The 25,191-nt window shown below is 64.0% G+C and carries 30 protein-coding genes; 25 read left to right on the top strand and 5 right to left on the bottom strand.

The window, feature by feature from the left end; all coding sequences use genetic code 11:
- The first annotated feature begins 17 nt into the window (after positions 1-17).
- From rluC to CCOS191_RS18975, 3 genes are read left to right on the top strand one after another with little or no spacing between them, the layout of a single operon-like run.
- Complete coding sequence (gene rluC, locus CCOS191_RS18985) at positions 18-971, top strand: 23S rRNA pseudouridine(955/2504/2580) synthase RluC (protein ID WP_046856538.1); 954 nt, start codon at positions 18-20, stop codon at positions 969-971.
- A gap of 3 nt (positions 972-974) precedes the next feature.
- On the top strand, positions 975-1,655 hold the full coding sequence (locus CCOS191_RS18980; RefSeq protein WP_046856537.1) for an HAD family hydrolase: 681 nt from the start codon (positions 975-977) through the stop codon (positions 1,653-1,655).
- Between the two features lie 2 nt (positions 1,656-1,657).
- Entirely contained in the window at positions 1,658-2,644 is a 987-nt protein-coding gene (locus CCOS191_RS18975) for a S49 family peptidase (protein WP_046856536.1), read from the top strand.
- Positions 2,645-2,738: 94 nt separating this feature from the next.
- Here CCOS191_RS18975 and CCOS191_RS18970 read toward each other — a convergent pair whose 3' ends face one another.
- The gene (locus CCOS191_RS18970; RefSeq protein ID WP_046856535.1) at positions 2,739-3,317 is read right to left on the bottom strand and encodes a Maf family protein; all 579 of its coding nucleotides are present in this window, start codon (positions 3,315-3,317) and stop codon (positions 2,739-2,741) included.
- Positions 3,318-3,413: 96 nt separating this feature from the next.
- On the opposite strand from CCOS191_RS18970, the gene CCOS191_RS27575 reads away from it, so the two are divergent.
- From CCOS191_RS27575 to CCOS191_RS18915, 12 genes are all read left to right on the top strand, one after another.
- Complete coding sequence (locus tag CCOS191_RS27575) at positions 3,414-3,941, top strand: YceD family protein (protein WP_023630499.1); 528 nt, start codon at positions 3,414-3,416, stop codon at positions 3,939-3,941.
- A gap of 13 nt (positions 3,942-3,954) precedes the next feature.
- Entirely contained in the window at positions 3,955-4,137 is a 183-nt protein-coding gene (gene rpmF / locus CCOS191_RS27570; RefSeq protein ID WP_028690987.1) for a 50S ribosomal protein L32, read from the top strand.
- A gap of 3 nt (positions 4,138-4,140) precedes the next feature.
- The gene (gene plsX / locus CCOS191_RS18960) at positions 4,141-5,151 is read left to right on the top strand and encodes a phosphate acyltransferase PlsX (RefSeq protein ID WP_082120461.1); all 1,011 of its coding nucleotides are present in this window, start codon (positions 4,141-4,143) and stop codon (positions 5,149-5,151) included.
- 148 nt (positions 5,152-5,299) lie between these two features.
- Positions 5,300-6,238 (top strand): ACP S-malonyltransferase, encoded by a 939-nt coding sequence (fabD, locus tag CCOS191_RS18955; protein WP_023630497.1) that lies wholly within the window; start codon positions 5,300-5,302, stop codon positions 6,236-6,238.
- Between the two features lie 16 nt (positions 6,239-6,254).
- Positions 6,255-6,995 carry a 3-oxoacyl-ACP reductase FabG gene (gene fabG / locus CCOS191_RS18950; protein WP_023630496.1) on the top strand — a complete coding sequence of 247 codons (741 nt, stop codon included), beginning with the start codon at positions 6,255-6,257 and terminating at the stop codon, positions 6,993-6,995.
- Positions 6,996-7,198: 203 nt separating this feature from the next.
- Positions 7,199-7,435 carry an acyl carrier protein gene (gene acpP / locus CCOS191_RS18945; protein ID WP_046856533.1) on the top strand — a complete coding sequence of 79 codons (237 nt, stop codon included), beginning with the start codon at positions 7,199-7,201 and terminating at the stop codon, positions 7,433-7,435.
- 154 nt (positions 7,436-7,589) lie between these two features.
- Positions 7,590-8,834, top strand: coding sequence for a beta-ketoacyl-ACP synthase II (fabF, locus tag CCOS191_RS18940; RefSeq protein ID WP_046856532.1), 1,245 nt, complete (start codon positions 7,590-7,592; stop codon positions 8,832-8,834).
- Complete coding sequence (gene pabC / locus CCOS191_RS18935; protein ID WP_046856531.1) at positions 8,834-9,649, top strand: aminodeoxychorismate lyase; 816 nt, start codon at positions 8,834-8,836, stop codon at positions 9,647-9,649. The genes fabF and pabC overlap by 1 nt, the downstream gene beginning before the upstream one ends.
- 3 nt (positions 9,650-9,652) lie before the next feature.
- Positions 9,653-10,828 (top strand): endolytic transglycosylase MltG, encoded by a 1,176-nt coding sequence (mltG, locus tag CCOS191_RS18930; protein ID WP_046856530.1) that lies wholly within the window; start codon positions 9,653-9,655, stop codon positions 10,826-10,828.
- Complete coding sequence (gene tmk / locus CCOS191_RS18925; protein WP_046856529.1) at positions 10,825-11,457, top strand: dTMP kinase; 633 nt, start codon at positions 10,825-10,827, stop codon at positions 11,455-11,457. Before mltG ends, tmk begins: the two co-directional genes overlap by 4 nt.
- Positions 11,450-12,436, top strand: coding sequence for a DNA polymerase III subunit delta' (locus CCOS191_RS18920; protein ID WP_046856528.1), 987 nt, complete (start codon positions 11,450-11,452; stop codon positions 12,434-12,436). Before tmk ends, CCOS191_RS18920 begins: the two co-directional genes overlap by 8 nt.
- A 34-nt stretch (positions 12,437-12,470) precedes the next feature.
- The gene (locus CCOS191_RS18915; protein ID WP_046856527.1) at positions 12,471-13,253 is read left to right on the top strand and encodes a TatD family hydrolase; all 783 of its coding nucleotides are present in this window, start codon (positions 12,471-12,473) and stop codon (positions 13,251-13,253) included.
- 245 nt (positions 13,254-13,498) lie between these two features.
- Here CCOS191_RS18915 and CCOS191_RS18910 read toward each other — a convergent pair whose 3' ends face one another.
- Positions 13,499-14,632 carry an aminotransferase class V-fold PLP-dependent enzyme gene (locus CCOS191_RS18910; protein WP_046856526.1) on the bottom strand — a complete coding sequence of 378 codons (1,134 nt, stop codon included), beginning with the start codon at positions 14,630-14,632 and terminating at the stop codon, positions 13,499-13,501.
- Between the two features lie 73 nt (positions 14,633-14,705).
- On the opposite strand from CCOS191_RS18910, the gene CCOS191_RS18905 reads away from it, so the two are divergent.
- The 10 genes from CCOS191_RS18905 to CCOS191_RS18860 all read left to right on the top strand — a co-directional run bounded on the left by CCOS191_RS18905 (position 14,706) and on the right by CCOS191_RS18860 (position 21,741).
- A complete protein-coding gene (locus CCOS191_RS18905; protein ID WP_023630645.1) occupies positions 14,706-15,341 on the top strand; it encodes a TetR/AcrR family transcriptional regulator in 636 nt (211 codons plus the stop codon).
- 128 nt (positions 15,342-15,469) lie between these two features.
- Positions 15,470-16,438 (top strand): GTP 3',8-cyclase MoaA, encoded by a 969-nt coding sequence (locus tag CCOS191_RS18900; protein ID WP_046856525.1) that lies wholly within the window; start codon positions 15,470-15,472, stop codon positions 16,436-16,438.
- 66 nt (positions 16,439-16,504) lie between these two features.
- On the top strand, positions 16,505-17,110 hold the full coding sequence (locus CCOS191_RS18895) for a DUF4823 domain-containing protein (protein ID WP_046856524.1): 606 nt from the start codon (positions 16,505-16,507) through the stop codon (positions 17,108-17,110).
- Between the two features lie 11 nt (positions 17,111-17,121).
- The gene (locus CCOS191_RS18890; protein ID WP_046856523.1) at positions 17,122-17,682 is read left to right on the top strand and encodes a DUF1285 domain-containing protein; all 561 of its coding nucleotides are present in this window, start codon (positions 17,122-17,124) and stop codon (positions 17,680-17,682) included.
- Between the two features lie 107 nt (positions 17,683-17,789).
- Positions 17,790-18,203 carry a GFA family protein gene (locus CCOS191_RS18885; RefSeq protein ID WP_046856522.1) on the top strand — a complete coding sequence of 138 codons (414 nt, stop codon included), beginning with the start codon at positions 17,790-17,792 and terminating at the stop codon, positions 18,201-18,203.
- A 74-nt stretch (positions 18,204-18,277) separates the two neighbouring features.
- The gene (locus tag CCOS191_RS18880; RefSeq protein ID WP_023629100.1) at positions 18,278-18,616 is read left to right on the top strand and encodes an FKBP-type peptidyl-prolyl cis-trans isomerase; all 339 of its coding nucleotides are present in this window, start codon (positions 18,278-18,280) and stop codon (positions 18,614-18,616) included.
- A 244-nt stretch (positions 18,617-18,860) separates the two neighbouring features.
- Positions 18,861-19,343 (top strand): hypothetical protein, encoded by a 483-nt coding sequence (locus CCOS191_RS18875; RefSeq protein ID WP_046856521.1) that lies wholly within the window; start codon positions 18,861-18,863, stop codon positions 19,341-19,343.
- A gap of 9 nt (positions 19,344-19,352) precedes the next feature.
- Positions 19,353-19,598, top strand: a complete 246-nt coding sequence (locus tag CCOS191_RS18870) for a hypothetical protein (protein ID WP_046856520.1) — start codon at positions 19,353-19,355, stop codon at positions 19,596-19,598.
- A 244-nt stretch (positions 19,599-19,842) separates the two neighbouring features.
- Entirely contained in the window at positions 19,843-20,505 is a 663-nt protein-coding gene (locus CCOS191_RS18865) for a hypothetical protein (RefSeq protein ID WP_046856519.1), read from the top strand.
- 45 nt (positions 20,506-20,550) lie between these two features.
- Positions 20,551-21,741: a D-amino acid dehydrogenase gene (locus CCOS191_RS18860; protein WP_046856518.1), complete on the top strand. Its 1,191-nt coding sequence runs from the start codon at positions 20,551-20,553 to the stop codon at positions 21,739-21,741.
- 101 nt (positions 21,742-21,842) lie between these two features.
- On the opposite strand, the gene CCOS191_RS18855 is transcribed toward CCOS191_RS18860, so the two are convergent.
- The 3 genes from CCOS191_RS18855 to CCOS191_RS18845 form a co-directional block, all read right to left on the bottom strand.
- Complete coding sequence (locus CCOS191_RS18855; protein ID WP_046856517.1) at positions 21,843-22,571, bottom strand: aspartate/glutamate racemase family protein; 729 nt, start codon at positions 22,569-22,571, stop codon at positions 21,843-21,845.
- Between the two features lie 17 nt (positions 22,572-22,588).
- Positions 22,589-24,124 (bottom strand): NCS1 family nucleobase:cation symporter-1, encoded by a 1,536-nt coding sequence (locus CCOS191_RS18850; protein ID WP_046856516.1) that lies wholly within the window; start codon positions 24,122-24,124, stop codon positions 22,589-22,591.
- 520 nt (positions 24,125-24,644) lie between these two features.
- On the bottom strand, positions 24,645-25,082 hold the full coding sequence (locus tag CCOS191_RS18845) for an Lrp/AsnC family transcriptional regulator (RefSeq protein ID WP_046856515.1): 438 nt from the start codon (positions 25,080-25,082) through the stop codon (positions 24,645-24,647).
- Positions 25,083-25,191 lie beyond the last annotated feature (109 nt).

Genomic DNA, 25,191 nt, shown 5'->3' with positions numbered 1-25,191 from the left:
ATTGTTATGATCCCGCCATGACGACCAATACCCCTCCGACTTCCGGCGTTCAGCTGATCGAAGTCGCGCCGGAGCTTGCCGGCCAACGCATCGACAATTTCCTCATCACCGCGCTCAAGGGCGTGCCCAAGACGCTGGTCTACCGCATCCTGCGCAAGGGCGAGGTGCGGGTCAACAAGGGCCGGATCAAGCCTGAGTACAAGCTGCAGGCCGGCGACATCGTGCGGGTGCCGCCGGTGCGCCTGCCCGAGCGTGACGAGCCCGCGCCCGTGGCCCAGGGGCTGTTGCAGCGCCTGGAGGCTGCCATCGTCTATGAAGACAAGGCGCTGATCGTGATGAACAAGCCGGCCGGCATTGCCGTGCATGGCGGCAGCGGCCTGAGCTTCGGGGTGATCGAGGCGCTGCGCCAGTTGCGCCCCGACGCCAAGGAGCTGGAGCTGGTGCACCGCCTGGACCGCGACACCTCGGGCCTGTTGATGATCGCCAAGAAGCGCAGCATGCTGCGCCACCTGCATGCCGCGCTGCGCGGCGATGGCGTGGACAAGCGCTACATGGCGCTGGTGCGCGGCCATTGGCCGACCTCGAAAAAGCAGGTCAATGCGCCGCTGCAGAAGAGCAACCTGCGCTCCGGCGAACGCATGGTCGAGGTCAATGATGAGGGCAAGGACGCGCTGACGCTGTTCCGCGTGCTGCGCCGCTTCGGCGAATTCGCCACGATTGTCGAGGCGCGGCCGATCACCGGGCGCACCCACCAGATCCGCGTGCACACCCTGCATGCCGGGCACATGATCGCCGGCGACAGCAAGTACGGCGATGAAGACTTCAGCCGCGAGATTCGCGACCTGGGTGGCAAGCGCCTGTTCCTGCACGCCTACCAGTTGACCGTGCCGCTGCCCGACGGCGGCGAGCTCAAGCTCGAGGCGCCAGTGGACGAGATGTGGGCCAAGACCATTGCGCGGTTGGCGTCCTGAGCCATGAATAAAAGTTATGACCTGCTGATCTTTGACTGGGATGGCACGCTGGCCGATTCCATCGGGCGCATTGTCGAGGCCATGAACGTGGCCGCCGGGCGTGCCGGGGAGGCCGCCAGCAGCGACGAGGCGATCAAGGGCATCATTGGCCTGGCGCTGGGGGAGGCGATCGCCACCCTGTATCCGCATCTTGAGCCGCCGCAGGTGGAAACATTCCGCCAGCATTACGCCGATGTCTACATGGCGCTGGATCAACAGCCGTCGCCGCTGTTCGACGGTGTGGTCGAGTCGCTGGAAGCGTTCCGTGCCGAGGGGTATCGTCTGGCGGTGGCCACCGGCAAGGCGCGACGCGGTCTGGATCGGGTGCTCAAGGCCAATGGCTGGGAAAGCTACTTCGACATTACCCGGGCGGCCGACGAAACCCGCGGCAAGCCGCATCCGCTGATGCTCGAGGAGATTCTCGCTCATTGCCAGGTCGAACCCGGGCGGGCGCTGATGGTCGGAGATTCGGCGTTCGACCTGCAGATGGCCAGCAACGCTGGCATGCATTCGGTCGCCGTGGGCTATGGCGCCATGTCGCTGCAGGCCCTGGCCGAATTTGGCCCGCAGGTGTGCATCGAGCATTTTTCCCAGTTGCGCGAATGGCTGGCTGAGCCTGCGCAGATCAATTTCCAAGGTAGGTGAGCATGACTGACGAGTGGAAGGCGCCCGAGGCCGATGAGGCTGGCGAGGAGCGCAAGAGCTGGAAGCTGCTGGAGAAGACCTTGCTGGCGGGGGTCCAGGAGCAGCGTCGGGCGCGGCGCTGGGGGATCTTCTTCAAGCTGCTGACCTTTGTTTACCTGTTTGGCATCCTATTCCTGTTCACGCCATTGATGGATGTGGACAAGGCTGCCTCGCGTAGCGGCAGCCATACCGCGCTGGTCGAGGTGCGCGGGGTGATCGCCGATCAGGAGCCTGCCAGCGCCGACAATATCGTCAAAAGCCTGCGCGAGGCGTTCAAAGATCCGAAGACCAAGGCCGTGGTCATGCGCGTCAACAGCCCGGGCGGCAGCCCGGTGCAGGCGGGCTATGTGTACGACGAGATCCGTCGTCTGCGCGCCGAATATCCGGCCATCAAGCTGTACGCGGTGATCGCCGACCTGGGTGCCTCCGGCGCCTACTACATTGCCAGCGCGGCCGACGAGATCTATGCCGACAAGGCCAGCCTGGTCGGCTCCATCGGCGTCACCGCGGCGGGCTACGGCTTTGTCGGGGCCATGGATAAGCTGGGCGTGGAGCGGCGTACCTACACGGCGGGCGAACACAAGGCCTTCCTTGATCCGTTCTCGCCACAGAAGCCGGAAGAAACCGCGTTCTGGCAGGGTGTGCTGGATACCACGCACCGCCAGTTCATCACCATGGTCAAGCAGGGGCGTGGCGAGCGCCTGAAAGACAAGGATCACCCTGAGTTGTTCAGCGGGCTGATCTGGTCGGGCGAGCAGGCCAAGGAGCTGGGGCTGGTGGACGGGCTGGGTAGCGCAAGCTATGTCGCCCGCGAAATCGTGGGTGAGAAGGAGCTGGTGGACTTCACCGTGCAGGAGTCGCCGTTCGATCGTTTCTCCAAGCGCATCGGTGCCAGTGTGGCGGAGCGCATGGCGCTGTACATGGGCTTCCAGGGGCCTTCGCTGCGTTGATCTGAAGTCGGCGTGGCATTCATCGCGGGGTAAGCCCGCTCCCACAGGTCGCTCATCGGCCTGGTGGGAGCGGGCTTGCCCCGCGATTGCATTTTCAAGGCACCTGCACGCCTTCCTTGTGCAGCATGTCCACCAGCCGAATAAGCGGTAGCCCGATCAGGCTCGTGGCGTCGCAGCCGTGGGTGCTCTGGAACAGGCTGACCCCCAAGCCCTCCGCCTTGAAGCTGCCGGCGCAGTCCAGCGGCTGCTCGGCTGTCACGTAGCGCTCCACGCACTCCCGATCCAGCTCGCGCATCGTCACGGTAAACGGCACGCAATCGACCTGGCAGTGGCCTGTGGCGCTGTTCAGCAGTGCCAGCCCGGTGAGGAAGGTGACTTGCTGTCCGCTGGCCTCCAGCAACTGCTCGCAGGCGCGTTCGAAGGTGTGGGGCTTGCCGAGGATCTGCTCGCCCAGTACCGCCACCTGGTCGGAGCCGATGATCAGGTGGTCGGGGTGACTGGCGGCCAGGGCTTCGGCTTTCTGTCGGGCCAGGCGGCGGACCAGCTCGACGGCGGGCTCGCCATCGAGGCGCCGTTCGTCAAGGTCGGGGCTCGCCCAGGTGAAGGGCAGGCGCAGGCGGGTGAGCAGTTCGCGGCGGTAGGGCGAGCTGGAAGCCAGTAACAAGGGAAGCATGGTAGACTCCTGGGCAATTGCCCCGAATTCTAACATGCGAGATGGCACCTAATTTCCTTTGACAGGGAGGGGGTGCATCCCTAGAATGCTGCGCCTATGTTGAATGACCCGATTCCACCTCACGTTGACCCGCGCAAATTGGCTGATCGTGGCGTAACCCTCGAAGGTTCGCTGCAACTCGCTGATTTGGAAAGACTCTGCGACCCGCTTTCCGACAATGTCGGTACGGTGCAGGCGAAGTTCGATTTTGAACGAGATGAACAGCACGTGGTGGTTATCCACAGCGCGCTGGATGTCGAAGTCAAGATGGTTTGCCAGCGTTGTCTTGAGCTGGTCACCCTGCCGATCCACAGCGAATGTACGTACGCCGTGGTGAAGGAGGGTGCGAACACCCAGTCGTTGCCGAAAGGCTATGACGTGCTGGAACTGGGCGAAGATCCATTGGATCTGCAGGCGCTGGTCGAGGAAGAGCTTTTGCTTGCCCTGCCAATCGTGCCTGCTCATCATCCGGAAGAATGCCAGCAGCCGGCGGGACTCGATGAGCCCGAGCCGAGCAAGGACGAGGTATCGCGGTCCAACCCGTTCAGTGTATTGGCGCAGTTAAAGCGTGACCCAAACGTTTAGGAGTTAATCAATTATGGCTGTTCAGCAGAACAAAAAATCCCGCTCTGCCCGTGACATGCGCCGTTCGCACGACGCTCTGTCGGCAGAAGCTCTGTCGGTAGAGAAGAGCACCGGTGAAGTACACCTGCGTCACCACGTTTCGCCAGAAGGCGTATACCGTGGTCGCAAAGTGATCGACAAGGGCGCTGACGAGTAATCCTTGTCCGCTCAGATCATCGCGATCGACGCAATGGGCGGGGACTTCGGTCCCCGCAGCATTGTCCAGGCTAGCATTGCCTGCCTATCGGCTACCCCCTCGCTGCACCTGACCCTCGTCGGTCAACCCTCCCTCCTTGAAGATCTTGTCGGCGGCCTTGCGGCTGCGGATCGCGCGCGCCTGCAGATTGTCGCGGCCAGCGAAGTGATCGGCATGGACGAGCGGCCATCGCAGGCGTTGCGGGGCAAGCCGGACTCGTCGATGCGCATTGCCCTCGAACTGGTGCGTGATGGCAAGGCCCAGGCCTGCGTAAGTGCCGGCAATACCGGCGCGCTCATGGCCTTGTCGCGTTTCGTGCTCAAGACCTTGCCCGGTATCGATCGCCCGGCGATGGTGGCGGCGATCCCGACCCAGGCCGGCTACTGCCAGCTGCTTGACCTCGGCGCCAACGTCGACTGCAGCGCGGAAAACCTCTACCAGTTCGCCGTGATGGGCTCGGTGGCCGCCCAGGCCCTGGGCGTTCATCGGCCACGGGTGGCGCTGCTCAATATCGGTACCGAGGACATCAAGGGCAACCAGCAGGTCAAGCTGGCCGCCAGCCTGTTGCAGAACGCCCGGGGGCTGAACTACATCGGTTTCGTCGAGGGTGACGGGCTGTACCGTGGCGAGGCGGACGTGGTGGTGTGCGACGGTTTCGTCGGCAATATCCTGCTCAAGTCCAGCGAAGGCCTGGCGACCATGATCGGTGCGCGCATCGAGGCGTTGTTCCGTGGCGGGCTGTTGGCGCGGGCGGCGGGGGCCATGGCCATGCCGTTGCTCAAGCGCCTGCAGGCCGACCTGGCGCCGGCGCGACACAATGGCGCAAGCTTCCTGGGGTTGCAGGGCATCGTCATCAAGAGCCATGGCTCGGCGGGTGTGCAGGGTTTGCAGAGCGCGATCCAGCGGGCGCTGATCGAGATCCAGGAGAACCTGCCGCAGCGTCTGCACGGGCGTCTTGAAGACCTGTTGCCGTGATGCGGCCAAAACAGGTCTTAGGCATATCCGCGATGAAGTGCTTAAATGTGACCGCTTGGTCCGCCGTTCCATCCAAGCTTTCAGATTGCGCGTCTGGCCCGCGGCCTGGCGCACCCTATCCGACGACAAGATCATAAGGGCTTGTTCAATGTCTGCATCCCTCGCATTCGTCTTTCCTGGTCAAGGTTCCCAGTCGCTGGGCATGCTCGCAGAGCTGGGCGCCGAAAAACCGGTAATCGTCGAGACCTTCAAGGAAGCGTCCGAGGCCCTGGGCTACGACCTGTGGAAACTGGTCCAGGAAGGCCCGGAAGAACAACTCAACCAGACCGACAAGACCCAGCCGGCCATTCTGACCGCCTCCATCGCCTTGTGGCGCCTGTGGCTGGAAGAGGGTGGCGCGCAGCCGGCCTTCGTCGCCGGGCACAGCCTGGGTGAATACAGCGCCCTGGTCGCCGCTGGCAGCCTGTCGCTGAAAGATGCCGTGCGCCTGGTCGAGCGCCGTGGCCAGCTGATGCAGGAGGCCGTGCCTGCCGGTCATGGTGCCATGGCCGCCATCCTTGGCCTGGACGACGCCGTGGTGGTCGAGATTTGCGCCGAAGCCGCCGAAGACGAAGTGGTCAGCGCGGTGAACTTCAACTCGCCGGGCCAGGTGGTCATCGCCGGCAACAAGGCTGCGGTCGATCGTGCCATCGAGCTGTGCAAGGCCAAGGGCGCCAAGCGTGCCCTGCCATTGGCGGTCAGCGTGCCATCGCACTGCGCCCTGATGAAACCGGCCGCCGAGCGCTTCGCCGAGTCGGTCAACGCCATCGAATGGAAAGCGCCGCAGATCCCGGTGGTGCAGAACGTCACCGCGGCGATCGCCGCCGACCTCGATGCCCTCAAGCAGGACCTGCTGGCGCAGCTGTACCAGCCGGTACGCTGGGTCGAGTGCGTGCAGGCCCTGGCCGAGCGCGGTGCGGTGAACCTGGTCGAATGCGGCCCGGGCAAGGTCCTGGCTGGCCTGAACAAGCGTTGCGCCGACGGCGTGACCACCTACAACCTCAACACCCCAGACGCTGTCGCCGCCACCCGTGCGGCGCTGGCCTGAATTCGGAGAAGCTTGCATGAGCCTGCAAGGTAAAGTTGCACTGGTCACCGGCGCCAGCCGTGGTATCGGCCAGGCCATCGCCCTCGAACTGGGCCGCCAGGGCGCGACCGTGATCGGTACCGCCACCACCGCTTCCGGTGCCGAGCGTATCGCCGCTACCCTGAAAGAGCACGGCATCAACGGCACCGGCCTTGAGCTGAACGTCACCAGCGCCGAGTCCGTGGATGCGGTGCTGGGCGCCATCGGCGAGCAGTTCGGCGCGCCGGCCATCCTGGTCAACAACGCCGGTATCACCCGCGACAATCTCATGCTGCGCATGAAGGACGATGAGTGGTTCGATGTGATCGACACCAACCTCAACAGCCTCTACCGTCTGTCCAAGGGCGTGCTGCGCGGCATGACCAAGGCCCGTTGGGGCCGTATCATCAGCATCGGTTCGGTGGTGGGTGCCATGGGCAACGCCGGCCAGGCCAACTATGCTGCCGCCAAGGCCGGCCTGGAAGGCTTCAGCCGTGCCCTGGCCCGTGAAGTGGGTTCGCGTGGCATCACCGTCAATTCGGTGACCCCAGGCTTCATCGACACCGACATGACCCGTGAGCTGCCAGAAGCGCAGCGCGAGGCCCTGCAGAAGGAAATTCCGCTGGGCCGCCTGGGCCAGGCCGAGGAAATCGCGAAAGTGGTTTCCTTCCTGGCTTCCGACGGCGCAGCCTATGTCACCGGCGCCACCGTGCCGGTGAACGGCGGGATGTACATGTAAAACCGCAACTCAATGTGACGGATTGCTTCAAAAAAGAGTCATACTCCGAGCCTAAAATCCGTTATAAAGCTGCAACCAGATTCCGGGCAGAGGGCCCGGTGACTTGGTGGAAGGCGCGTTACGCTTGAAAAGCAGGCGTCTTCCTATAAACTTGGTCACCGGCCAGCTGCCTGACATATGTCCATTAGGAGTGAAAACTAGGTATGAGCACCATCGAAGAACGCGTCAAGAAAATCGTCGCCGAGCAACTGGGCGTCAAGGCTGAGGAAGTCAAGAACGAATCTTCCTTCGTTGAGGACCTGGGTGCCGATTCGCTTGACACTGTTGAGCTGGTGATGGCTCTGGAAGAGGAATTCGAGACCGAAATCCCTGACGAAGAAGCCGAGAAGATCACTACCGTTCAAGCTGCCATCGACTACGTCAACGCCCACCAGGCCTAAGACGCTGTAGTCGACGCTTCTTGTCGGGAAAAACCGCACTGCCTTTGCCGGCGTGCGGTTTTTTCTTTGCGAGAGCCGGGGTTTGCTGCCATTCCATTCGCCATGGCAAGTGCACTGGCAAGAGACTCTGTTATTTGGAAATGAGGAGAGTACTGTGTCGCGTAGACGCGTCGTGGTCACTGGTATGGGTATGCTGTCGCCACTGGGTACCGATGTACCGAGCACCTGGCAGGGCATTCTGGCTGGCCGCAGTGGCATTGGTCCGATCGAACATACGGATCTGTCTGCCTACTCCACCCGTTTTGGCGGCTCGGTGAAGGGCTTCGAAGTCGAGCAGTACCTGTCGGCCAAGGAGGCCCGCAAGCTCGACCTGTTCATTCAGTACGGCCTGGCGGCCGGTTTCCAGGCGGTGCGCAATGCCGGGCTGGAAGTCACCGATGCCAACCGTGAGCGCATCGGCGTGGCCATGGGTTCGGGGATCGGCGGCCTGACCAACATCGAGGAAACCAGCCGTACCCTGCATGAGCAGGGGCCGCGGCGGATTTCGCCGTTCTTCGTGCCGGGATCGATCATCAACATGATCTCCGGCTTCCTGTCGATCCACCTGGGTCTGCAGGGTCCGAATTATGCAATCGCCACTGCCTGCACCACGGGCACCCACTGCATCGGCATGGCCGCGCGCAACATTGCCTACGGCGAAGCCGACGTGATGATCGCCGGTGGCGCCGAGATGGCCGCCTGCGGCCTGGGCATGGGCGGCTTTGGCGCGTCCCGCGCGCTGTCCACCCGCAACGACGAGCCGACCCGTGCCAGCCGTCCTTGGGACAAGGGCCGTGACGGCTTCGTGCTGTCCGATGGCGCCGGCGCCCTGGTGCTCGAAGAGCTGGAGCACGCCAAGGCCCGCGGCGCGACCATCTATGCCGAGCTGGTTGGTTTCGGCATGAGCGGTGACGCCTACCACATGACCTCGCCACCCGATTCCGGCGAAGGCGCCGCCCGTTGCATGGCCAACGCCCTGCGCGATGCCGGTATCCAGCCGCAAGAGGTCAGCTATATCAACGCCCACGGCACCTCGACGCCGGCTGGCGACGTGGCTGAAGTGGCTGCGATCAAGCGGGTGTTCGGCGAGCATGCCTACAAGCTGGCAGTGAGTTCGACCAAGTCGATGACTGGCCACCTGCTCGGCGCCGCCGGTGCGGTGGAGGCGATCTTCAGCGTCCTGGCGATCAACAGCCAGATGGCGCCGCCGACCATCAACCTGGATGAGCCGGACGAAGGCTGCGACCTGGACTTCGTGCCGCACCAGGCGCGCAGCATGCCAATTGACGTGGTGCTGTCCAACTCCTTCGGCTTTGGCGGTACCAACGGTTCGCTGGTGTTCCGCCGGTTCGCCGGCTGATGCTCAGCTGGATCGATGGCCAGGACGCGGCTGCGGTCAATCTGCAGAACCGTGGCCTGGCCTACGGCGATGGCCTGTTCGAGACCATCGCCGTGCGCGACGGCAGGCCCAGCCTGCTCGCGCAGCATCTCGACCGCCTGGCGCTGGGGTGCCAGCGCCTGGCGATCGAAGCCGACCTGACGCTGGTTCGCAATGAACTGTTGCAATTCGCCCGGCAACTGGGCGAAGGCGTCGCCAAGCTGATCCTGACCCGTGGCGACAGCCAGCGCGGCTATGCCCCGCTGGCCGGCGCGCAGGCACGGCGTATCCTGCAAGGCGGCCCCTTGCCGGCCTACCCGGCACAGCATGCCGAGGTCGGCGTGCGGTTGTTTCCCTGTGAGACGCGCCTTGCGGAACAACCGCTGCTGGCCGGGCTCAAACACCTCAACCGCCTCGAGCAGGTGCTGGCCCGTGCCGAATGGCAGGACAGCGCGTTTGCCGAAGGCTTGATGCGTGACGGCCAAGGGCGGGTGATCGAAGGGGTGTACAGCAACCTGTTCCTGGTGCGTGGCGGCGTATTGTTCACCGCCGACCTGAGCCGTTGCGGTGTGGCCGGGGTGATGCGTGCGGCATTGCTGGAACAGGCTGCGCTGCTGGGTATCCCCACGCAGGTGCGGGACTTGCCGATGGAGGCGCTGGAGCAGGCCGACGAGGTATTCGTCTGCAACAGTGTCTACGGCATCTGGCCCGTGCGTGAATTCGCCGCGCTGAACTGGCCGGCAGGGCCGCTCACCCGTAAACTGCAGGCCGTTGCCCGTACGTTACTGGATACCTGATTCGTGAGACGCAAATTCCTGCTGCTGCTGGAAATGAGCTTGATCCTCGCCGGCCTGGCACTGGGCTGGGCCGCCTGGAAGGTCAACTCGGTCCTGGAGCAGCCGCTGCAAGTGGCACAGGAGCGCATGCTCGACGTGCCCAATGGCACGACGCCAAACCGTATGTTCTACCGGATGCAAGGCGAAGGCCTGCTTGATGACCCGCTGTGGCTGCGCCTGTACTGGCGCTTCAACATGGCCGGCACGGCGCTGCACACCGGTGAATACCGCCTGACCCCGGGCATGACCGTGGGGCAGTTGTTCGATGCCTGGAAGCGTGGCGATGTGGTGCAGTACAACCTCACCCTGGTCGAGGGCTGGACGTTCCGCCAGGTGCGCGCCGCGGTGGCGAAGCATGAAAAGCTCAAGCACACCCTCGAAGGCCTGTCCGATACCGAGGTGATGGACAAGCTTGGTCATACCGGCGTGTTCCCCGAGGGCCGTTTCTTCCCTGACACCTATCGCTTCGTGCGCGGCATGAGCGATGTCGAGTTGTTGCAGCAGGCCTACATGCGCCTGGACGAAGTGCTGGCCAAGGAATGGGCCGAGCGCAGCACTGACCTGCCATATCGCGACCCGTACCAGGCGCTGATCATGGCCTCGCTGGTGGAGAAGGAAACCGGCATTCCCCAGGAGCGCGGGCAGATCGCCGGGGTGTTCGTGCGGCGCATGCGCCTGGGCATGATGCTGCAGACCGACCCCACCGTGATCTACGGCATGGGCGAGCGCTACAACGGCAAGATCACCCGCGCCGACCTGCGTGAGCCGACGCCCTACAACACCTACACCATGACCGGCCTGCCGCCGACGCCGATCGCCATGGTCGGGCGCGAGGCAATCCATGCCGCGCTGAACCCAAGCGATGGCTCGAGCTTGTACTTCGTCGCCCGTGGCGACGGCAGCCATGTGTTCTCCGATGACCTGGACGATCACAACAGCGCGGTGCGCGAGTTCCAGATCAAGCGGCGGGCGGATTACCGTTCGAGCCCTGCGCCGCAGGCCGAACCGACGACGCCCGAACCGCAGGCGACTCCTGACGCGGCCCCTGCGCCCGCACCTGAAAGCGACGCGCCGGCCCCCACCGATGAATCCGCGCCGGCTGATACGTCGGTGCCAGAAGACCCTAAGGAACGCTCGTGAGCGGTTTGTTTATCACCCTGGAAGGCCCCGAAGGCGCGGGCAAGAGCACCAATCGTGAGTATCTGGCGGCGCGCCTGCGCGAGCAGGGCGTCGATGTGGTCATGACCCGCGAACCCGGCGGCACGCCGTTGGCCGAGCGCGTCCGCGAACTGCTGCTGGCGCCGAGCGAGGAGCGCATGGCGGTCGACACCGAGCTGCTGCTGATGTTCGCCGCCCGCGCCCAGCACCTGGCCGAAGTGATCCGCCCGGCGCTGGCCCGTGGTGCCGTGGTGCTGTGCGATCGGTTCACTGACGCCACCTACGCCTACCAGGGCGGCGGCCGCGGTCTTTCGGTAGAGCGTATCGCCATCCTGGAGAGCTTTGTGCAGGGCGAGCTGCGCCCGGACCTCACCCTGGTCTTCGACCTGCCCGTGGAGGTCGGCCTGGCCCGCGCTGCGGCCCGTGGCCGGCTGGATCGCTTCGAGCAGGAGGGCCAGGCCTTCTTCGAGGCGGTGCGCCAGGCCTACCTGCAGCGCGCAGGCCAGCAGCCACAGCGCTATCGCCTGCTGGACGCCGCGCAGCCCTTGAGCGCGGTGCAACAGGCCATCGACGCCCTGGTGCCGGGCATCCTGGAGCGTTGCCGTGGCTGAGGCCTACCCCTGGCAGCAGGCGCTCTGGCAGCAACTGGCCGGGCGTGCCCAACACGCCCACGCCTACCTGCTGCACGGCCCCCAGGGCATCGGCAAACGGGCCCTGGCCGAGCGCCTGATGGCGCGGCTGTTGTGCCAGCAGCCACAGGGCCTGGATGCCTGCGGCCAGTGCAAGTCGTGCCTGTTGCTCAAGGCCGGCAGCCACCCGGACAACTTCGTGCTGGAGCCGGAGGAGGCCGACAAGCCGATCAAGATCGACCAGGTCCGTGAACTGGTGTCGTTCGTGGTGCAGACCGCCCAGCAGGGTGGGCGCAAGGTGGTGCTGATCGAGCCGGTGGAGGCGATGAACATCAATGCCTCCAACGCCTTGCTCAAAAGCCTGGAGGAGCCCTCCGGCGATACCGTGCTGTTGCTGGTCAGCCACCAGCCCAGCCGCCTGCTGCCGACCATCAAGAGTCGCTGCCAGCAGGTCGCCTGCCCGCAGCCAAGCCTGGAGCAGAGCCGTGCCTGGCTGGCCGGCGCGCTCGAAGGCAGCGACGAACAGGAGCGCGAAGAGCTGCTGACCCTGGCCGCGGGTTCGCCGCTGATGGCGGTCAGCCTGCAGGCCCAGGGCGTGCGTGAGCAGCGGGCGCTGGTTACCGAAGGGGTGAAGAAGCTGCTCAAGCAGCAGCAGTCGCCTACCCAGCTGGCCGAAGCCTGGAACACGGTGCCCCTGTTGCTGCTGTTCGACTGGTTCTGCGACTGGTCGCACCTGATCCTGCGTTATCAGTTGACCCAGGACGAAGAGGGTTTAGGCTTGCCCGACATGCGCAAGGTGTTGCAGTACCTGGCGCAGAAGAGCCGGCAGGCCAAGGTGCTCGAGGTTCAGGCGTGGATTCTCGAGCAGCGCCAGAAGGTGCTGGGCAAGGCCAACCTCAATCGTGTACTGCTGCTCGAAGCGTTGCTCGCCCACTGGGTGCAGCTGCCGGGCATGCGTTGATTTCCACCGCTCCCCTAATGTGTGTCGTGTTCCCATGCTTGTAGATTCCCATTGCCATCTCGACCGTCTCGATCTCAGTGCCCACCAGGGTTCCCTCGACGCCGCCCTGCAGGCGGCCCGCGAGCGTGGGGTAGGGCATTTCCTGTGCATCGGCGTCAGTGCCGAGAATGCCGGTGCGGTCAAGGCGTTGAGCGAGCGTTACGCCGATGTCGACTGCTCGGTGGGCGTGCACCCGCTCGACCTGGCGCCCGGTGAGACACCGGCCCTGGAGTGGCTGTTGCGCGAGCTGGCCCACCCGCACGTGGTGGCCATTGGCGAAACGGGCCTGGACTACCACTACGAGCCGGAAGCCGCCGAGTTGCAGCAGGCTTCGTTCCGCCTGCACCTGGAAGCCTCCCGGCAGACCGGCAAGCCGGTCATCGTGCACACCCGTGCGGCCCGCGAGGACACCCTGGCGCTGCTGCGCGAGGCCAGCCTGCCCCAGGCCGGCGTGCTGCATTGCTTCACCGAGGACTGGCCGATGGCCAAGGCCGCGCTGGACCTGGGCTATTACATCTCGTTGTCCGGCATCGTCACCTTCCGCAATGCCGATGCCCTGCGCGAGGTGGCCCGGCAGGTGCCGGTGGACCGCCTGCTGGTGGAGACCGATTCGCCGTACCTGGCGCCGATCCCGCACCGCGGCAAGCCGAACCTGCCGCAATACGTGCGGGACGTAGCCGAGTACGTGGCGTCGTTGCGCGGGGCGAGCTATGAGCAGCTGGCCGGGCAGACCACCGAGAACTTCAAGCGCTTGTTCCCGCTGGCGCGGGTGGCCTGAGGATTCCGCCCCCCCAAAAGCTTGGGGCCCGGACAAAAAAAACCCGGGTTCTGGGGGGGGAATCCGGGTTAAGACCATTAGGAGTAAAACAAAGGTACACGGTCCCTGGGCACCTTTATCGGCGCACCACTTGGGGGGGATGTGCCGCGCCAACACTTCAAGTATTGGCCAGGATTGGCGCGCTGCCAGCGGCTGTTGATCGTTTTTTAAACAGATTTGGAATACGTGCGCAGCCCCTTGCGCGATCAATGCATTGCCAATTGGCGAACCTGGCGCAGTACTTCGTCGATCAGGCGCTGGTCGGTATAGAAATGTGGGGAAAACCGCACGCCCGGGCCGCGCAGGGCGCAAATGACCCCCTGGCTGCCCAAGGCTCGATAAATGTCGGCGTTGGCGTGGCCATCGATGCTGAAGCTGACAATCCCTGCCCGCCGTGAAGGATCAGCAGGGCTGTGCACCTGCACGCCGGGGATCGCCAGTAAACCTTGATGCAGTTGCTCGACCCGCAGCCCCAGCTGTTCGGCGACCACCGCCATGCCCACATCCTCCAGCAGCGACAGGCTTGCTTCCAGCGCGCAGGCGCCGAGCATGTTCGGGCTGCCGCATTCGAAGCGCCGCGCGCTGCGTGCCGGTTGCCACTCGCGGCGCTCGAAGTCGCCGAGGTGTTCCAGCATGTGCCAGCCGTAGGCGTGCAGTTTCAACTGTCTGCGCAGTTCGCTACGGCAATAGAACACACCCAGCCCTTCTGGACCGAGCATCCACTTGTGGCCGTCGGCCATGGCGAAGTCGCACTGATAACGCTGTACATCGAAGGGCAGGGCGCCCACCTGCTGGATGGCGTCGATGCACAACAGCACGCCGCGCCGGCGGCAGGCGGCGCCGAGACGTGCCAGGTCCAGGCGCAGGCCGCTGGCGAACTGCACGGCGCTGACCGAGAGCAGTCGCGCCCGTGGACCGCAGGCGGCGAGCAACGCCGCTTCCGGGTCGGCGCCGGCCAGGCTCGCCTCGATCACCTCGACGCCATGGTTGGCCAGCGCTTGCCAGACCACGCGGTTGGAGGGGAACTCCTCGTCGCTGATGACGACCTGGTCGCCGGGCTGCCAGTCCAGGCCGAAGGCCACCAGCGACAGCGCCTGGGAGGTGTTGCCCACCAGGGCGATATCGCCGGTGGTGGGGGCATTGAGCAGGCGTGCCAGGCGTTCGCGCAGGCGTCGCTCGGTGGCCAGCCAGGCCGGATAAGCGCTGGCACCCAGGCGTACATTGTCACGGGCGAAGCTTGCCACGGCCTCGGCGGCCCGGCGTGGCCAGGGGCCGATTGCCGCGTGGTTCAGGTAGCACAGGCCCGGCGCCTGCTCGAACTCATCAAGAAACACAGACATGGTTGGAAGATCCGTGCATTTTGCCGCCAGTTAGGCATAATAATCCGCTTCGATTGTCATCCCAGTCCTTCTTATGCAGAAAGAACCTCGCAAGGTCCGTGAGTTTCGCCGTCGCGAACAAGAGATCCTCGACACGGCGCTCAAGCTGTTTCTCGAACAAGGTGAAGACAGCGTCACCGTCGAGATGATCGCCGACGCCGTGGGCATCGGCAAAGGCACGATCTACAAGCACTTCAAGTCCAAGGCGGAGATCTACCTGCGCCTGATGCTCGACTACGAGCGCGACCTGAACGCGCTGCTGCACTCGGCTGACGTCGACCGCGACAAGGAGGCCCTGTCGCGCGCCTACTTCGAGTTCCGCATGCGTGACCCGCAGCGTTACCGGCTGTTCGACCGCCTGGAAGAAAAGGTGGTCAAGGGCAACCAGGTGCCGGAAATGGTCGAGCAGTTGCACAGCATCCGAGCCTCCAACTTCGACCGCCTCACGCAATTGATCAAGGGGCGCATCAGCGAGGGCAAGCTCGAGGACGTGCCGCCTTACTTCCATTATTGCGCGGCCTGGGCCCTGGTCCATGGCGCCGTGGCGCTGTATCACTCGCCGTTCTGGAGCAACGTGCTCGAGGACCAGGAGGGCTTCTTCCAGTTCCTCATGGACATCGGCGTGCGCATGGGCAACAAGCGCAAGCGCGATCCGGAAGGCGCGAACTAAAGCCCTCGCAAGATGCCTGTCGACCTTCGCCAGGCATCCTCGCTTCAAGGCTTCGACAGGAAGGCTTGCAAAAACCTGATTTTTGAGTCAGGTTTTGCCGGCCCGATTCATCCATGCCGGAGTCATCCATGATCGTCGATCGTCAAGGCAGGCGCTTTCGCAACCTGCGCGTCAGCCTGACTGCTGCCTGCAACTATGCCTGCACCTACTGCGTGCCTGACGGCAAGCGCCTGGTGGCGGCGCAGGACGAGCTCACGGCGGATGCCCTGGCCCGCGGCGTGGCGTACCTGGTCGAGGCGGCCGGGGTGGAGCGGCTGCGCATCACCGGTGGCGAGCCGCTGGTGAGCCCGCGCCTGGAGGCCTTCCTCGGCGCGGTGGCCGGGCTGGGGCTCGAAGACATCAGCCTGACCACCAACGGCCAATTGCTCGCCCGCAAGCTCCCGCTGCTGCGCGACGCAGGTATCCGCCGGCTCAACGTCTCGCTCGACACCCTCGATGCCACGGCCTTTCGCCGCATCGCCCGCGGCGGCGACCTGGTCAGCGTGCTGGCGGGCATGGCCCAGGCCAGTGACGCGGGGATGGCGATCAAGGTCAACATGGTGCCGATGCGTGGGCAGAATCTCGACCAGGTGCTGCCGCTGCTCGACTACTGCCTCGAGCGCGGCTACGAGCTGCGTTTCATCGAGCTGATGCGCATGGGCCACCTGGCGCGTGATGGCAACGCCTTCCTGCAGCAGTTCGTAGGCCTGGAACAACTGCTGGCGCTGATCGGGCAGTCCCATGCCTATGAACAGGCGCCACGCCCGCTGGATGCCACGGCCTTGCGCTATCGCATTCCCGGCAAAGGTCATTTCGGGGTGATCGCCAACGAGAGCGTGCCATTCTGCCGCAGTTGCTCGCGCCTGCGCCTGTCGTCCACCGGCTGGCTGCATGGTTGCCTGTCGTCGAGTAACCGTCATTTTGTCGGTGACCTGCTCGACAAGCCCCGTCATCAAGCGCTTCCGGCATTGCAGCGGCTACTGGTTAAGGCCCTGGCGGACAAGCAGGATGTGGCATTTTCCGGTGATGTGATGGTGATGAAGGTGATCGGTGGCTGACTCTGGCGCAAAAGCTGCATCCTGCGGCTATTCGCCGGTTTTTCGTCACCGGTTTCTGGAGGAAAGATGCGTAGCCTGGTCTTGCTGCTGACGCTGATGGCGTTGGGCGGCTGCATGAATGTCAGCGATATGGGCGAGGGCGTCCGTTACCACATGAGTGATGCGGGCCTGCTGGATCACAGCGACACCACCCGTACCCTGTCGATCCGCTTGCAGCCGGACTCGTTCATCTTCATCGGCCAGGGCGCTTTCGTGCCACCGGGCAAGGGGCCGGTGCCACGGCAGAACGCAGTGGCCGAGGAGGCCTTCAAGAGCTTCGTCGAGTACTTCCCGTTGGTGCGCCGTGCCCAAGGCCCCCTGGGGCTTGAGGACGCGATCGCCGAAGCCCGTTCGGTCGGCGCCGATTACGTGCTGTACACCCGTTTCGCCCGTACCGACGACCGTATCGGCAACGGTGACGAATGGTATGACGAGCAGGCCGTCGACCGCCTGGGCTGGGACCGTGGCGTGGTACAGATGATGTTGATCGAGACCAGCACCCGTTATCTGATCGACACGGCCCGGATCAAGAGTCGCGGCGGTTTGTTGACGTTCCACGACAACACGCCACAGGATTTGCTTGCCGCGCCAATGCGCGAGTACGCTCGTAGCCTCCTGGGCATGAGCAACTGAGCGAGCGAGTCATGAGCGATTCCGGCAAGGCCAGCGATCTGCTGGCGCAGATCCCCGCGCACAAGGGGCTGCCCCCGGTGCACCTGTGGAACCCGGATTTCTGCGGCGACATCGACATGCGCATCGCGCGTGACGGCACCTGGTACTACCTGGGCACGCCGATTGGCCGCAAGCCGATGGTGCGGCTGTTCTCCACCATCATTCGCCGCGATGGCGACGACTACTTCCTGGTCACGCCGGTGGAGAAGGTCGGTATCACGGTGGATGACGCGCCGTTCGTGGCTGTGTTGCTCGACGTGCAGGGCAGTGGCGAGCAGCAGGTATTGCGCTTCACCAGCAACGTCGAGGACCTGGTCGAGGCCGGGCCGGACCATCCGCTGCGGGTCGAGCTCGATCCAGTCACCCAAGAGCCTTCGCCCTATGTGCTGATGCGCGGCAATCTCGAGGCGCTGGTCCATCGCAACGTGTTCTACCAGCTGGTGGAACTGGCGGTGCCGCGCGAGATCGACGGGGAGGAGTGGCTTGGGGTTTGGAGCCGGGGCACGTTCTATCCGATTGGGCGTGCTGCCTGACGATGGCATTGTCGGCGTAGTTCAGCCCCATCGACGGGCATTCTTGCTCTTGACCGGCCGGACCCTATACTCCAAGTCCCCAAGAACAACAGCAAGGAGCCCGGGCCATGTCACTGGAAAAGCAAGGCAGTTGCCTCTGCGGCAAAACCCGACTGAGTGTCAAACTCGAGAATAACCATGTCAGCGCTTGCCATTGCAGCATGTGCCGCAAATGGACCGGCGGCCCGCTGCTGGCAGTGCAATGCACCGAGCCCCCAGCCATCGAAGGCCCGACCCCCATCGCCTATGACTCCTCTCCCTGGGCCCAGCGCGGCTTCTGCGGCCAGTGCGGCACGCATCTGTTCTACCGCCTGAAAGAGAGCGACATGTACGTCGTACCGGTTGGCCTGCTTGATGGCGAGGGTGACTGGAGCTTCACCGAGCAGATATTCGTCGACGAACAGCCCGCCTGGTATTGCTTCAAGAACGAGACCAGGAACCTCACCGGCCAACAGGTCTTCGACCAGTTCGCCCCCACCTGACACAGCTCGTCTTGCCAAACCTGCGCATTCCTGAGAAAACGGCGGCCACGAAAAACCGCTTCGAGGAACCTGCCATGAGCAGTGAGCTGCAAGTCATCGATCTACAGGAAGGCGACGGCAAGGCCGTGGTCAAGGGTGCGCTGATCACCACCCAGTACCGCGGCACCCTGGCCGACGGCAGCGAGTTCGATTCCTCATGGGCGCGTGGCAAACCATTTCAGTGCGTCATCGGTACCGGCCGGGTAATCAAGGGCTGGGACCAGGGCCTGATGGGCATGCGTGTGGGTGGCAAGCGCAAGCTGCAGGTACCGGCGCACCTGGGTTATGGCGAACGCTCGGTCGGTGCGATTCCGCCGAATTCGGACCTTACGTTCGAGATCGAGTTGCTGGAAGTGCTGACCCGCGACGATTGATGGGCAGCTTGCGCGTTTACTCGGTGTGCAAATGGCAGAACATCAAGTTCATTAAGTCCTTCAAGGCCCCTCATGGCTGGGAAGCGGCTGATGAAGAGTTTGCGCTGTGATGTTAGTTGCTTGATTTAGGAAGTTTCCCACCCGCATATCGGACGTTTACTGGTGTTTGAAAAGGTATTGCCGGAGCTATCGTGCCTGGTGCTCATGGATCTTTGTCCAGAGCCCTACACAAGAGATGCTCCGCATGCCATTTGAAAAGACCTATCACGTCGTTGCGCAACACGGCGTGGCATTCAATATTTTCGAGTTCACCGTCAAGCCTTCCGAGCGTTGTCGGCTCAATGAACTGTGTTTTCCGAACGCGCGTCGGCACAACTATCAAATCGTCAGAAAGGTGATGGAGGTTTACGACCGAATGCATGCGGGGGCATTCTCCTGCTTTATCTCAGTCGCAATATCGCTGCCTCTGAACCGCATTCAGGGCGATGCGCTGAATGCTCAGCGTTGGACCATAACCGGGTTGGTATCGGCTGCCGTGGGTTCGACGGTCGGGGTGCTCGCTGGAGGTTTTATATCGGGTGGTCTGGCTAAAACCGCTACCGCAGCATTCGTGGCAAGCCGCCTGCCCACTTATCACTCTGGCGATGTCCTGGTTTCAATCAGTGCAAAGGTCAAAGGTGGCATTGGCCCTCAACACACCTCGACCTCAATGATCGTCACTGCGTGAGAACCGCCAATGTACGAGGATCCTGTCCAGGTAGCCCTGTCGCTATTCATAGGTTTTGCCATCGATCGTTGGCTGAGGTCTCCCCGGCTGCGTACATGGCTTGGCTTGAGCCTGTTCACTGCCGGGGCGCTGGGTATGCTGTTCTTCCATCGTGAAACGCTCAATGGGGTTGATGTGGTGTTGTGGAAGTCCTTCGCTATCGTGTTGGGTATATGTCTGGTTGTTTTTCGAGACCGCTATACAGATGCGCTATGACGTTGCTCTTGAAATGGATCGGTTCAAGTCTTCGCGTCTGACCCGCGACGATTGAACCGCGCGCAATAATTCAGCAACACCGATGCGCTAAGGTGCTGATTGTCCAAGGAAGGTATGTGCAGTCATGGAGGAACCAAACGGGCCGCAGGCACTCTGAGCCTCACTCGCTGCCAAGGATGGCGATCACGACAGGGACATGTGGCGGGGCAACCCGATATCCAGTGCCACATAGAGTCCGCCCTGTATGAAGCTGCCAGCCTTCCTTCGCCGTCGCCGCCACCTGTTGTTGAGCCTGACGCTCGTCGCCGCCGCCGTGCCGCTGGCTCTGGATGTGGTCGAGAGCCGGGCGCAGCCGGTCGACGGGACCCAGACCCTGGTCTTCCTGCGCCACGCCGAGAAGCCCGGCGAGGGCCTCGGGCAGTTGAACTGCCAGGGCCTGAACCGCGCCCTGGACCTGGCCACCCTGTTGCCCGAGCGTTTCGGCGATGCCGACTACGTCTTCGCCGCCAACCCTTCACGAGGTGTCGAGGAGGGCAGCGAGGACGAGCGCTACAGTTACATCCGCCCGCTGATGACCATCAGCCCCGCGGCCATCCGCCTCGGTTTGCCGGTCAACATCGACTACGGCGCCAACGACACGGCCGCGCTGGCCGACGAACTGCTCAGTGACAAGTACCGCAATGCGACGGTCTACACGGCCTGGTCGCGGGGGTATCTGCCGGAGCTGATCAACACCGTGGCCGGCAAGGCCCTGGGCGAAGACCGGGTGCTCACCGAGGACTGGCACCGCGACGATTTCGACTCCCTGTACGTGCTCACGCTGACCTGGCGCGATGGCAAGGCGACGCTGCTCAGCCGTAACGTGCGCCAGGGCCTGGATAACGGCGAGCCTGGCTGCCCGACCTGACCTGCTGTTACTGTCTGGCTTTCTGGGCTGGGCAGGGATGTGCCGATGGAGCGGGTAACGGTGATCGGTGGCGGTGTGGTCGGGCTGGCCACGGCCTATGCACTGGTGCGCGAAGGCTGGCAGGTCGACCTGGTCGAAGCCCGCGACACTCTGGCCAGCGCGACCAGCTTCGCCAATGGTGGGCAGTTGTCATATCGCTACGTGGCGCCGCTGGCCGATGCCGGGGTGCCATGGCAAGCGCTGGGCTGGCTGTTGCGCGGTGATTCGCCGCTACGTCTGCGGCTACGTTTGGATACCGCGCAGTGGCGCTGGCTGGCGGCCTTCGTCATGGCCTGCCGTACCCGGATCAATCGGCGCAATGCCGCCCAGTTGCTGGATCTGGCCTTGCAAAGCCAGGCCGCTCTCGCCCGCTGGCGTGAAGAGGACGGCCTCGATGGCTTCGCCTGGCGACGCAATGGCAAGCTGGTCGCGTTCCGAACCCAGCGCGCATTCGAGCACGGCCGCCAACACCTGCTGGATCCCGACACGCAACGGGTTTTGAATGCCGCCGATCTGCGCGGGCTCGACCCGGCGCTTGCCGAAGCCCCTTTCGTGGGCGGCGTGTTCACGGCAGACGAGGAGGTCGCCGACTGTCACCGCTTCTGCCTGCGCCTGGCCGAGCGCCTGCAGGCCTCAGGGCAGTGCCGGTTGCTGTTGGGGCGGCCGGTGACCCGGTTGATAGAGCGCGATGATCGTGTGGCCGCGCTGGAGTTGGGCGGTGAGCAGCTGGAGGTGCAGCGCCTGGTGCTCAGCGCCGGGCACCGTAGCGCCGGCCTGGCCTTGCCCGGCTTGCAACTGCCGGTCTACCCACTGAAGGGCTACAGCCTGACCGCGCCGGTCGGTGCCACGCACCGGGCGCCCGAGGTGAGCATCACCGACTACGAACGCAAGATTGTCTATGCCCGATTGGACGATCAACTGCGGGTGGCGGCGATGGTGGACATCGTCGGTTATGACGAGGCGGTGGATGCCGGCAGGCTCGCGAGCATGCGCCGGCTGGCGCGCGAGACCCTGCCGCAGGCCGCTGATTACGGGCAGGCGGTGGAGTGGGCGGGGATGCGGCCGGCGACGCCGACCGGGGTGCCGATCATCGAGGCCACGCGGTATCGCAACCTGTGGCTCAACTTGGGGCATGGCGCGCTGGGGTTCACCTTGGCGTGTGGCAGTGGCGAGCGGCTGGCAAGGCTGTTGCGCTGACGAAACTGACCCTATCGCCGGCAAGCCGGCTCCCACAAGGGCTGCAGTGTCCTGTGGGAGCCGGCTTGCCGGCGATAGGGCCTAAGCAGGCGCCGAGTCTTTCAGCGCCCGAAGCGCATCGGCCAGCCCACCACCGTCTTCGCCCTCGGCGTGGCATAGGTACGCACTTTGGAGGTGCTCAGCCCCATCCGCACCAGCGATTCAGCGATGGTCACCGCCGCGCTCACGCCGTCCACCACCGGCACCCCGGTGCGCTGGCGAATCTGCTCGTCGAGCCCGGCCATGCCGCCGCATCCCAGGCAGATCACCTCGGCCTTGTCCTCGCGCACGGCGCGCTCGGCCTGCTCGACAATGGCTTCCACCGCACGCCGTGGATCGGCTTCCAGCTCCAGCACCGCCAGGCCGCTGGCGCGCACCGAGGCGCAGCGCTCGTATAGCCCGGACAGTTTCAGGCGGTCCTCGATCAGCGGCACGGTGCGGTCCAGGGTGGTCACCACCGAGTAGGCGTGGCCCAGGTACATGGCCGTGCTGGCGGCGGCATCGGTGATGTCCACCACCGGTACGTCCAGCAGCTCCTGCAGGCCTTCGCGGCCATGCTCGCCGTAACCGGCCTGGATCACGGCATCGAAGGGCTGGTCGTAGGCCAGCACCCGGTCCATCACCGCGATGGCGGCCAGGTAGCTTTCGAAATTGCCTTCCACCGACTCGGCGCCGAACCACGGGGTCAGGCCGACGATCTCGGTGCCGGGCGCGGCCACGCTGCGCGCCTGTTCGGCAATGGCTTCGGTGATGGCGGCGGTGGTGTTGACGTTGGCGATCAGAATACGCATGACGGATCTCCCTGAATTCAGTGGCTGCTGTGGTCGACGGCGATGCATTCACCGCTGACGTCGTGGTACTGGACATGGCGCGGCGCGATCAGCAGGTACACGGCGGCGGCGATGCCGGCACCGATCAGCCACGAGAACGGCGCGACACTGTGGAAGTTGGGCACCAGGGCCAGGACGATGGCCAGCAGCGCGGCGGGGATGAATGCCGCCACGGCGCGCAGGTTGATGCCCTTGGTGTAGTGGTACGCGCCGGCGGGGTTCTCGCTATACAGCTCGGGCACATTGATGCGGCCCCTGCGCAGCAGCCAGTAGTCGGCCATGATCACCCCGTACAGCGGACCGAGCAGGGCGCCGAGGCCGGAGAGGAAGTACACGATCACCAGCGGGCTGTTGTACAGGTTCCACGGCAGGATCAGCACCGCCAGGGTGGCGCTGATCAGCCCGGCGCGGCGGAAGTTCAGGTGTCGCGGCGCCAGGTTGCTGAGCACGAAGGCCGGGGCAACGAAGTTGGCCATGATGTTCACCGCCACGGTGACGATCAGGAAGGCCAGGCAACCGAGCACCAGGAACGCGGTGTTGGGGATGCTGGCGACGATCTGCGTCGGACTGTCGATGATCTGGCCGTTGATCTGGAACTGCGCGCCGCACAGCACCACGGTGATCGCCGCGAACACCAGGATGTTCACCGGCAGGCCCCAGAAGTTGCCGACGCGGATGGTCTTGCGGCATGGCGAGCTGCGGGCGAAGTCGCAGAAGTTGAGCACCAGGGTGCCGTAGATCGCCAGCCACAGCGCGCCGCCAGCAAAGATGTTGCGCCACATCTCGTAGCCGCTCAGGGGCTCGGCCACCGACCAGGCGATGCGCGCATCGGCCTTGAAGTACATGAACACGGCGAGGCTGGCCACGGTGAGCAGGATCACCGGTCCGGCGAACGCCTCGTAGCGGCGCACCATTTCCATGCCGTAGGCGAGGATCACCAGCTGCACCAGCCAGATTGCCACGAAGCACACCCAGCCCAGGCTCGACAGGCCGAGGATGCTGTCGTGATCGAAGGCCGCCACCTGCGGCCACACCGCGGTCAACAGCACACGCAGCACCACCGAGGCCAGGTAGGTCTGGATGCCGAACCAGGCGATGGCGATCACCGCGCGGATCAGCGCCGGGATCTGCGCGCCGTGGATGCCGAAGGCGATACGGCTGATCACCGGGAACGGCACGCCGGTCTTCTGCCCCATGTAGCCGGACAGGTTCATGAAGAAGTACACCAGCGCCGCGCCGATCGCCAGCGACAGCAGGATCTGCCAGCCGCCCAGGCCCAGGGCGAACAGCCCCATGGCGAACGAGTAGTTGGCGATGTTGTGCACATCGTTGGTCCACAGCGCGAAGATGCTGTAGCCGCCCCAGCGGCGGCCCGCAAGTTTGGTCGGGGCGAGGTCGCGGTTGTGCAGGCGTGGGCTCAGTTCGAGGTCGGCCGGGTGGCCTTCGAGGCTGGTGGTCGAGGGATGGGTGCTGGCAACGGAAAGTTCAGGGGCAAGGGGGAGGCTGCTACTCATTCCGGCGGCTCCTGATGCGCGTGACTGCGATGAGCGGGCGCTGGCGCACGGGCTCGCCATCTCGTCGGTGCAGGCGTTGGCATCACTGGGTTCTGGGCGCAACGGCCGCCGATGGGGCGGCGCTGCGAGTTCTTGTGTATTTATGTTTTGTTGAATTTGTATACAAAACACGAACACACAAAAGCCAGTTCCATGCCAGCGATCAACTCGCTTTCAGGTTGCTATTATTTTGAATCTATCTATTTGAAAGATAAGTGAATGAAATAAAGGAAATATAAACTGACCAAATGAACAGGTTATATTTTTTGCTTGGTCTTTTAGTTGATCGATTGGTCAGATTTAGTTGATTGAAGTGTGTAACCTAATGGGGCGTTACCTGTGAGAAGTGCACACAAAAATGGCACCTATGGTGACAATTTTGTGTACATGTTTTCTCGCGGCCCTTGGCCTTATGGCTGGCAATCCCGTCGCGTGGGAGCGGGCTTGCCCCGCGATAGGGCCTGCAACTGCAAAACCTCACTCACGCCATCGGCGGCAAGCGCCGCTTCACCGGCGTCTTCTTGATGATCGCGGTATTGGTCTCGGCCAGCACATTCAGGCGATCGAGGAGGGTGTCCAGCTGTTCCATCGAGCGCACATGCAGGCGGGCGATGAAGCAGTCCTCGCCGGTCACCTTGTCGCACTCGGTGAACTCGGGGATAGCGACGATCTGCCGTTCCACCTCCTGCAGCTGCCCCGGCAGCGGGCGAATGCGCACGATCGCCTGCAACTGGTAGCCGAAACAGCGCGGGTCCACCTCTACCGTGTAGCCGCGCAGCACGCCGCGCTCCTCCAGGCGGCGCAGGCGCTCGCTGACGCTGGGCGCCGACAGGCCGCTGATCTGCGCCAGTGCCTTGAGCGAGCGGCGCGAGTCCTCCATCAGGGCGTTGATCAGCAACTGGTCAATGTCATCGGTCATGGCTACCTCGTTAGGTGATTTTCCAAATTTGCCTTGATAGTAAAGGTGCAGTTACTGATCTGCCTTGGTTATCCGCTGGAAGGTCAGCCTCAACCCTCCGCATACTGTG

Origin of the sequence: Pseudomonas sp. CCOS 191, assembly GCF_001007005.1 — a bacterium.
GTDB lineage: Bacteria > Pseudomonadota > Gammaproteobacteria > Pseudomonadales > Pseudomonadaceae > Aquipseudomonas > Aquipseudomonas soli.
This window is presented reverse-complemented; position numbering and strand designations above follow the sequence as displayed.